The following is a 5,434-nucleotide window of genomic DNA, read 5'->3' as shown; positions in this document are numbered from 1 at the left end:
TCGGTCCGCCGCGCCAGGCCACAGGAGGTGGAGCGCTATGAAGGCCACTGAGTTCGACAAGCGGTTCGGCGACGGCGAGGACCTGGCCGACCAGGTGGATTGGTCCAAGGCCCGCCGGCCGAACGTCGAGACGAAGCGGGTGAACGTCGACTTCCCCGCTTGGGTCGTGTCCGGGCTGGATCAGCAGGCCCAGCGCCTCGGCGTGACGAGGCAGGCCCTGATCAAGCTCTGGATCGCGGAGAAGCTGGCTTAAGGTGAGCTCCAAAGGGCTCATTTTTGGGCCAGTTCTCCTTTATTCAAAGATTCAAAGATTCAAAACGCGCGCGCGCGCGCGAGAAAAAATTATTACATATCAAAGTATTATATCCATTCTGCCCCTCTCTAAGGGTGAGCGATTGCGGGTTAAAGGTGAGTGATTGCGGGCTAAAGGTGAGTGATTGCGGGCCTAAAGGTGAGCTTGAAGGTGAGTTACTCACCCATTACGCTCACCCTCATGAGTCGCACCATAAAAGCCCTGAGCGATTCCACCCTGGCCGAGCGTGAGCACGAGCTGATTGCGGCAGGCGAGGTCTTGGATCTGCGCTTCCGGGACGGCCGGCGAGCCTTGAGCCTGCGCGCGGGCAAGCTCTTTCACCTGCTGGTCAACATCGCCGGCGCGCGGGCGGTCGAGGACGTCGAGCACAAGGTCCCGATCGCCCAGCTGAACTTCAGCCACCTCGAGCGCGACGAGCTCGTCGAGTGCGTGCGGGACTTGGTCGGTACGACCGTTGAGCTGAGGGTGAAGAGGGACGGGAAAGAAGAGGTCATGGTTGATCCTCTTCTTTTCGGCGTTCGTCGTCCTGCTGAGATGTATGAAGATGCCGGCAACCTCGTATTCCGGCTATCTCCGACTCTTAGGAAGGTTCTTGAGCAGTCCAACCATTGGGCTGCCCTGAGCAGAAAGGCCGTGCTCGCCTTCGAGAGCCGCTTCTCACTGCGCCTTTACGAAATCGTTGCGCTGCGTAGTGGCCTCGAGCGCAAAACGAGCGAGGTCTTTGACTTGGATGACCTCCGCAAGCGTCTAGGGGTCGAGCCTAAGACCTTCACGCGGTGGCAGGACTTCAGGCGCTTTGTGCTCGATCGCGCCTTGGAGGAGGTCAATCAGCTCTCCGGCTTTACCGTTACCTGGGAGCCCGTGAAGCGCGGCCGGTCGTTTGCCGCCGTGCGACTGAGCTGGGAGGTCCAGGACGCGAAGGGGAGGGCTGCGGCGGCCCGAGAGCTGGATAGCTCGAGCATCGGCCGGCGGGCTCGGCGTGAGGGGACGGTCGAGAACGTGGTTGAGGCCGGTTTCCCACCAGCAGGCCCGATTTCATACGGGAAATGGGCCGATATTGCCCGGGAGATGCTGCCGCGGCCGACGCCAGACGTCGACCTCGTCGCAACCCGATTCCGGGACTTCGCGGCAAAGAAGGGAATTCCGCTCGGTAGGTCGAACATCGAGCGGATCTTCCGGATCTTCTGCAAAGAGTGGAAGGTCTAGCGGCTGTCGGTCGGATCCCGACCGCCCTTCCGCCCGGCCGGACTCTGCCCGGCCGAGGGGGCGCGAGGGGAGGATGGATCAGGCACGGGCGTCTTCGACCAGTCGACCAGGGCGTGGCGGTGCTCGGCCGTGAGCCCCTCCCACCAAGCCTGCAGGCGCCGGAAGTCGGTCTCGGCGCGGTTGTAGGTCCTGGTCCAGATGCGGACGCCGGCCTTCCACGTGCTGCTCTTCCGCATGGCGCGGTCGAGCAGGTCGATGAGGAAGCGCGACTCCTCCGAGCGCTCGGCGCCTTTGGGACCCAGGGCCGGGAAGAGCGAGTTCGGGTTCGAGGTATCCAGGACGCCGACGGGCCGGGGCTCCCTGGCCTTCGCCGGCGCGGGCTCCGAAACCTTCTGGGCAACGGGAGCCGCCTGGACGGGCGCAGGAGCCCTGGCGGCTGGCGGCGCGGCCTCCTTCTCGACAATGGGCGCGAGGGGAGCGGCTGGAGGCGCTGCACGAGCCTGGATAGGCTCCGGAGCCTTCTGAGGCGTGGGCGCCGGCTCAGGGGCAACCTGAGGCGCTTGTGCGGCGGGAGCGGGCTGGGGAGCCCGTGCAGCTGCCGCGGCGGCTTGGCGCCTGGCCTGCTCGCGGGCCTGCTCCTGCTCCCACCACTGCGCCTTCCAGGCCTCATCGGCTGCGGCCTGGCGCTCCCGCTCGATCCGATCGGCCTCGGCTTGCCTGGCCAGTTCGAGGTCGATCCGGCCGAGCTCGGCCTCGATGTTGATCGCCTCGGCGCGCAGGGCAATGACGTCCCAGTTGTGCCGGGCCCTGATGGATCCAGGCTCGTAGCCGGTGCCGGTGCCGGCCGCCTCGCGCTTCCGCCGGCGCTCGAAGTTCGTCAGCGCAGGCCCGAGATGCTTCGTCGCCGGCCCCTCGATGCCCTGCTCCTCGAGGGTGCGGTGGTCGATGCGGGCGTCGTGGCCCTCCGCGGCGAGCACTTCGTTCGTCATCTCCGACCAGGTCGCCCGGAGTTTCTTGATCTCGGCCGCGCCGAGCTTCATATCGGCGAGCTCGCGGAGCTTGCGGCCGAAGCCCTCCGCCGAGACGACCCGGGTGGTCGTCATGATGTGTGCGTGGTGATTGCGGTCATCACCGGCCTTGCTCGGTTCATGCATGGCGATGTCGGCCGCCACGCCGTAGGTTTCGACCAGGTGCCGGGCGAAACGGTCGGCGAGCCGCTCGCGCCCAGCCGGCGACAGTTCGTCCGGCAGGGCGATGCGGAATTCGCGGGAGACCATGGCGTTGACACGGGTCTCGTTCGCCTCGACCGCATTCCAGAGGGTGGAGCGGTCGAGGGCCCAATCGGCCCCCTTCGGGGCGACGACCCAGGCCGCGACGACACCGCGCTTGCGGCGGTAGTCGTGGATCTCGCCGGTGAGCTGATCGTCGATCCGAGCACCCGAGCGATAGGCGGCGGCGGCGGTTGCTGACCGGCCCTTCGCCCGCGAGATCGCTTCGATGCAGAGATGGTAGATGGCCACTGTAGCCCCCGGCAGGCCCCCGGCAGGCGCACTCATTTCTCCGAAATGATTAAGTGCGCCCTTCGGGTTGATGACTGATCATCACACGGGTACAGTTGACTTGCAAGAGCCGTCAGATTCGGGCGACGTGTGATGAGTGTGGAGCAGTCGACGAGCGAGAAGCAGGACCGCAAGGCCCGCCTCCAGAAGAAGCTGGAGCAGACCAAGGCTGCCCTTCGGAAGCTCGAGAGCCGAGAGGCCGAAGAGGCCCGCCGGAAGCGGACCCGCCAGCAGATCGTGATCGGCGCCGAGCTTCAGCGGATGGCGTCAGCCGGCCTGCGGGTGAGGTTCAACGGGCCTGTGGAGAGTATCTTAGCCACGGTGATCATCAAGATCGTCCTGGCTGGACTGACGAGGCCCCAGGACCGCGCGCTCTTCGGTCTCCCGCCCTTGGCGGAGGGGGCTAACCCGGTCGCCGTCATGGCTGAGGCCGATGAGGAGCTGTCAGCGCTACTGCTGGAAATCCGGCCGGGAGCCGGTTTGGCCGGAGCCTGATCAAAGCCGGGGCCCAGATGAAAATAGATTCGAAGCAGGCGTTTATCGACTGGCGGGCTGAGACTCAGCAGAATCTCGAGCCGTTCTTGTCCTTCATAGGCTGGACCTGGAGTGAGCTTCTGCTCGCCGACAGGGCCGAGTGGTATCATCTTGGCCTCGACTTCAAAGTCTACTGGGAGAGGATGATCGCCGGCCCGATCGATACGATCGTGAGGTCTGACAGCGCGACGCTGAAAGCGGCCGCCGAAGCCGAGCTCCTCAAAATGAGGCCGATCTTCATTGCGTTCCGGCGGGCGGGACGTCTCCGGAAGCAGCTCTTGGCTCTCGAACTCCAGCCCTGACCCTCCCCTCGCGCCCCTATCCGAACAGGCGGGCCAGCAGGCCCTGCCGTGGCGCCAGCTGCGCCGCCGGCGGCCCGGCGATCGCCAGGCGCCTGGCCTGGTCCCGCCACTGGTCGCGGTCTTCGCGGAGCTCGGCCGAGAGGCGGCGCTCGCCCTCGAGCTCGGCCGTCAGCCTCGCCAGGAGCACTTCAGGCGCTGCAGGGGCCGCTTCCTGGCTCGTCGTCGCATCGCGTCCTGCCGCGGCAGGGAAGACGCGGGCCAGCTCGGCCGGGTCGATCATGAAGGCGCCGGCGTCGTTGCGCGCGGCAGAAAGCCGGCCCGATTTGATGCTCCGGAGGACGGTAGACTTGCTGATGCGGAGCGCGTCAGCCGCTTCAGTGATGGTGATCATGCGCGTCGTGCCTCGTCGGGTGACGAGGTGATGATGCGGCAGCGCCGTTAACACTCCGTGATCGCCGAACGTTGTTCCGAACGATGTTCGTGTGGCTTAGGCGAGCCTCCGCTACGCTCCGGCTCAAGGCTTTCCGAGGAAAGACCGGCCCGGATTCGCCGAACGGGTTTTATGGAACGGGGAGGCGGCGGAAAACTGGACAAGGCGCGACATTTAATCAATAATCGCCGGACCTATTTCCAGTGCAGCGGAGGCTTGGATGGCACGCGCAGCGAATCCGCCGGAGACGATCGACAGCAAGGCGGTCAAAAACCTGGTCGAGGCCCAGGCGATCCGCGGGGCGACCGTGCTGGGCCAGCCGGGGGGCTGGGCGGTGCTGGTGCGCTATGGCGCGCTGGAGCGGACCGTGTCGGCCCAGAAGTCCCGCCAGATGCGGCTCTGGCGCAATCTCAACACGGCGGTTGCCTTTGTCCGCCAGGAACTCGGCCTGCCGCGCTTCGAGGTCGATGCCGTCGGGCACGACCCCAGCGCAATCGAGCGCCGGCGGCCGGACGCGGCGGCACGGCAACGGCAGGCCCATGAGGCGATCGAGCATGACCGCTGGTTTCGGGAGCAGATCGAAGTGGCCCTGCGTGAGGCTGACGATCCAAACTCCGAGTGGGTTCCGCACGAGGTGGTCAAGCAGGATATGGCGCGCCAGCGTGCCGAGTTGCTGGCCCGCATCAAGGGCGACGCTGAGTGAAGGTCGTCTGGCTTGCGCGAGCCCGTGCCAATCGGACGGATGCCATCGCCTATATCGCTCAGGAGAGCCCCCGCGCAGCCCTCGACCAGCTCGATGAGATCGAGCGTCAAACGGATAGGCTGGCCGATTACCCGGAAATCGGCCGCGTCGGGCGCAAGCCTGGCACCCGGGAATGCGTTCTGAATCGGACTCCCTTCGTCCTCGTCTACCGCGTCAGGCCAGAGGCCGGTCGCGTCGAGATCTTGCGCCTCCTGCATGGGCGGCAGAAGTATCCCTGAGCAGGCGCTTGATCTCGGTCCGCCGCGCCAGGCCACAGGAGGTGGAGCGCTATGAAGGCCACTGAGTTCGACAAGCGGTTCGGCGACGGCGAGGACCTGGCCGACCAGG

At 65.9% G+C, this 5,434-nt stretch carries 7 protein-coding genes and 2 pseudogenes; 6 read left to right on the top strand and 3 right to left on the bottom strand.

The features are described 5' to 3' along the window. Window positions 1-37: 37 nt before the first annotated feature. Window positions 38-253, top strand: a complete 216-nt coding sequence (locus BMZ69_RS30790; protein WP_092163825.1) for a type II toxin-antitoxin system BrnA family antitoxin — start codon at window positions 38-40, stop codon at window positions 251-253. A gap of 198 nt (window positions 254-451) precedes the next feature. Continuing rightward, entirely contained in the window at window positions 452-1,519 is a 1,068-nt protein-coding gene (locus BMZ69_RS30785; protein ID WP_139219321.1) for a replication initiation protein, read from the top strand. Here the strand turns inward: BMZ69_RS30785 and mobQ are convergent. Further along, entirely contained in the window at window positions 1,516-3,039 is a 1,524-nt protein-coding gene (gene mobQ / locus BMZ69_RS32435; RefSeq protein WP_175507060.1) for a MobQ family relaxase, read from the bottom strand. The genes BMZ69_RS30785 and mobQ overlap by 4 nt on opposite strands. Before the next feature lie 132 nt (window positions 3,040-3,171). Here mobQ and BMZ69_RS30775 point away from each other — a divergent pair, with 132 nt between their 5' ends. Next, window positions 3,172-3,573, top strand: coding sequence for a hypothetical protein (locus tag BMZ69_RS30775; RefSeq protein WP_092163822.1), 402 nt, complete (start codon window positions 3,172-3,174; stop codon window positions 3,571-3,573). A gap of 17 nt (window positions 3,574-3,590) precedes the next feature. After that, window positions 3,591-3,914 (top strand): hypothetical protein, encoded by a 324-nt coding sequence (locus BMZ69_RS30770; protein ID WP_092163821.1) that lies wholly within the window; start codon window positions 3,591-3,593, stop codon window positions 3,912-3,914. 29 nt (window positions 3,915-3,943) lie between these two features. Here BMZ69_RS30770 and BMZ69_RS32305 read toward each other — a convergent pair. Together BMZ69_RS32305 and BMZ69_RS32430 are read right to left on the bottom strand one after the other, a co-directional pair. Next, window positions 3,944-4,042: pseudogene (locus BMZ69_RS32305) on the bottom strand (30S ribosomal protein S21); the annotation flags it as partial. A 137-nt stretch (window positions 4,043-4,179) separates the two neighbouring features. Continuing rightward, window positions 4,180-4,305, bottom strand: a pseudogene (locus tag BMZ69_RS32430) (helix-turn-helix domain-containing protein); the annotation flags it as partial. Between the two features lie 259 nt (window positions 4,306-4,564). Between BMZ69_RS32430 and BMZ69_RS30760 the strand changes: the two are divergent. Together BMZ69_RS30760 and BMZ69_RS30755 are read left to right on the top strand one after the other, a co-directional pair. Continuing rightward, window positions 4,565-5,047, top strand: coding sequence for a hypothetical protein (locus tag BMZ69_RS30760; protein ID WP_092163819.1), 483 nt, complete (start codon window positions 4,565-4,567; stop codon window positions 5,045-5,047). Beyond that, window positions 5,044-5,325, top strand: coding sequence for a type II toxin-antitoxin system RelE/ParE family toxin (locus BMZ69_RS30755; protein WP_092163818.1), 282 nt, complete (start codon window positions 5,044-5,046; stop codon window positions 5,323-5,325). The genes BMZ69_RS30760 and BMZ69_RS30755 overlap by 4 nt, the downstream gene beginning before the upstream one ends. Window positions 5,326-5,434 lie beyond the last annotated feature (109 nt).

The sequence above is a fragment of the Allobosea sp. CRIB-10 genome (genome assembly GCF_900112185.1).
Taxonomy (GTDB): Bacteria; Pseudomonadota; Alphaproteobacteria; order Rhizobiales; family Beijerinckiaceae; genus Allobosea.
Note: the sequence above shows the minus strand (reverse complement) of the source record. Positions and strands in the feature narration are given on the sequence as shown.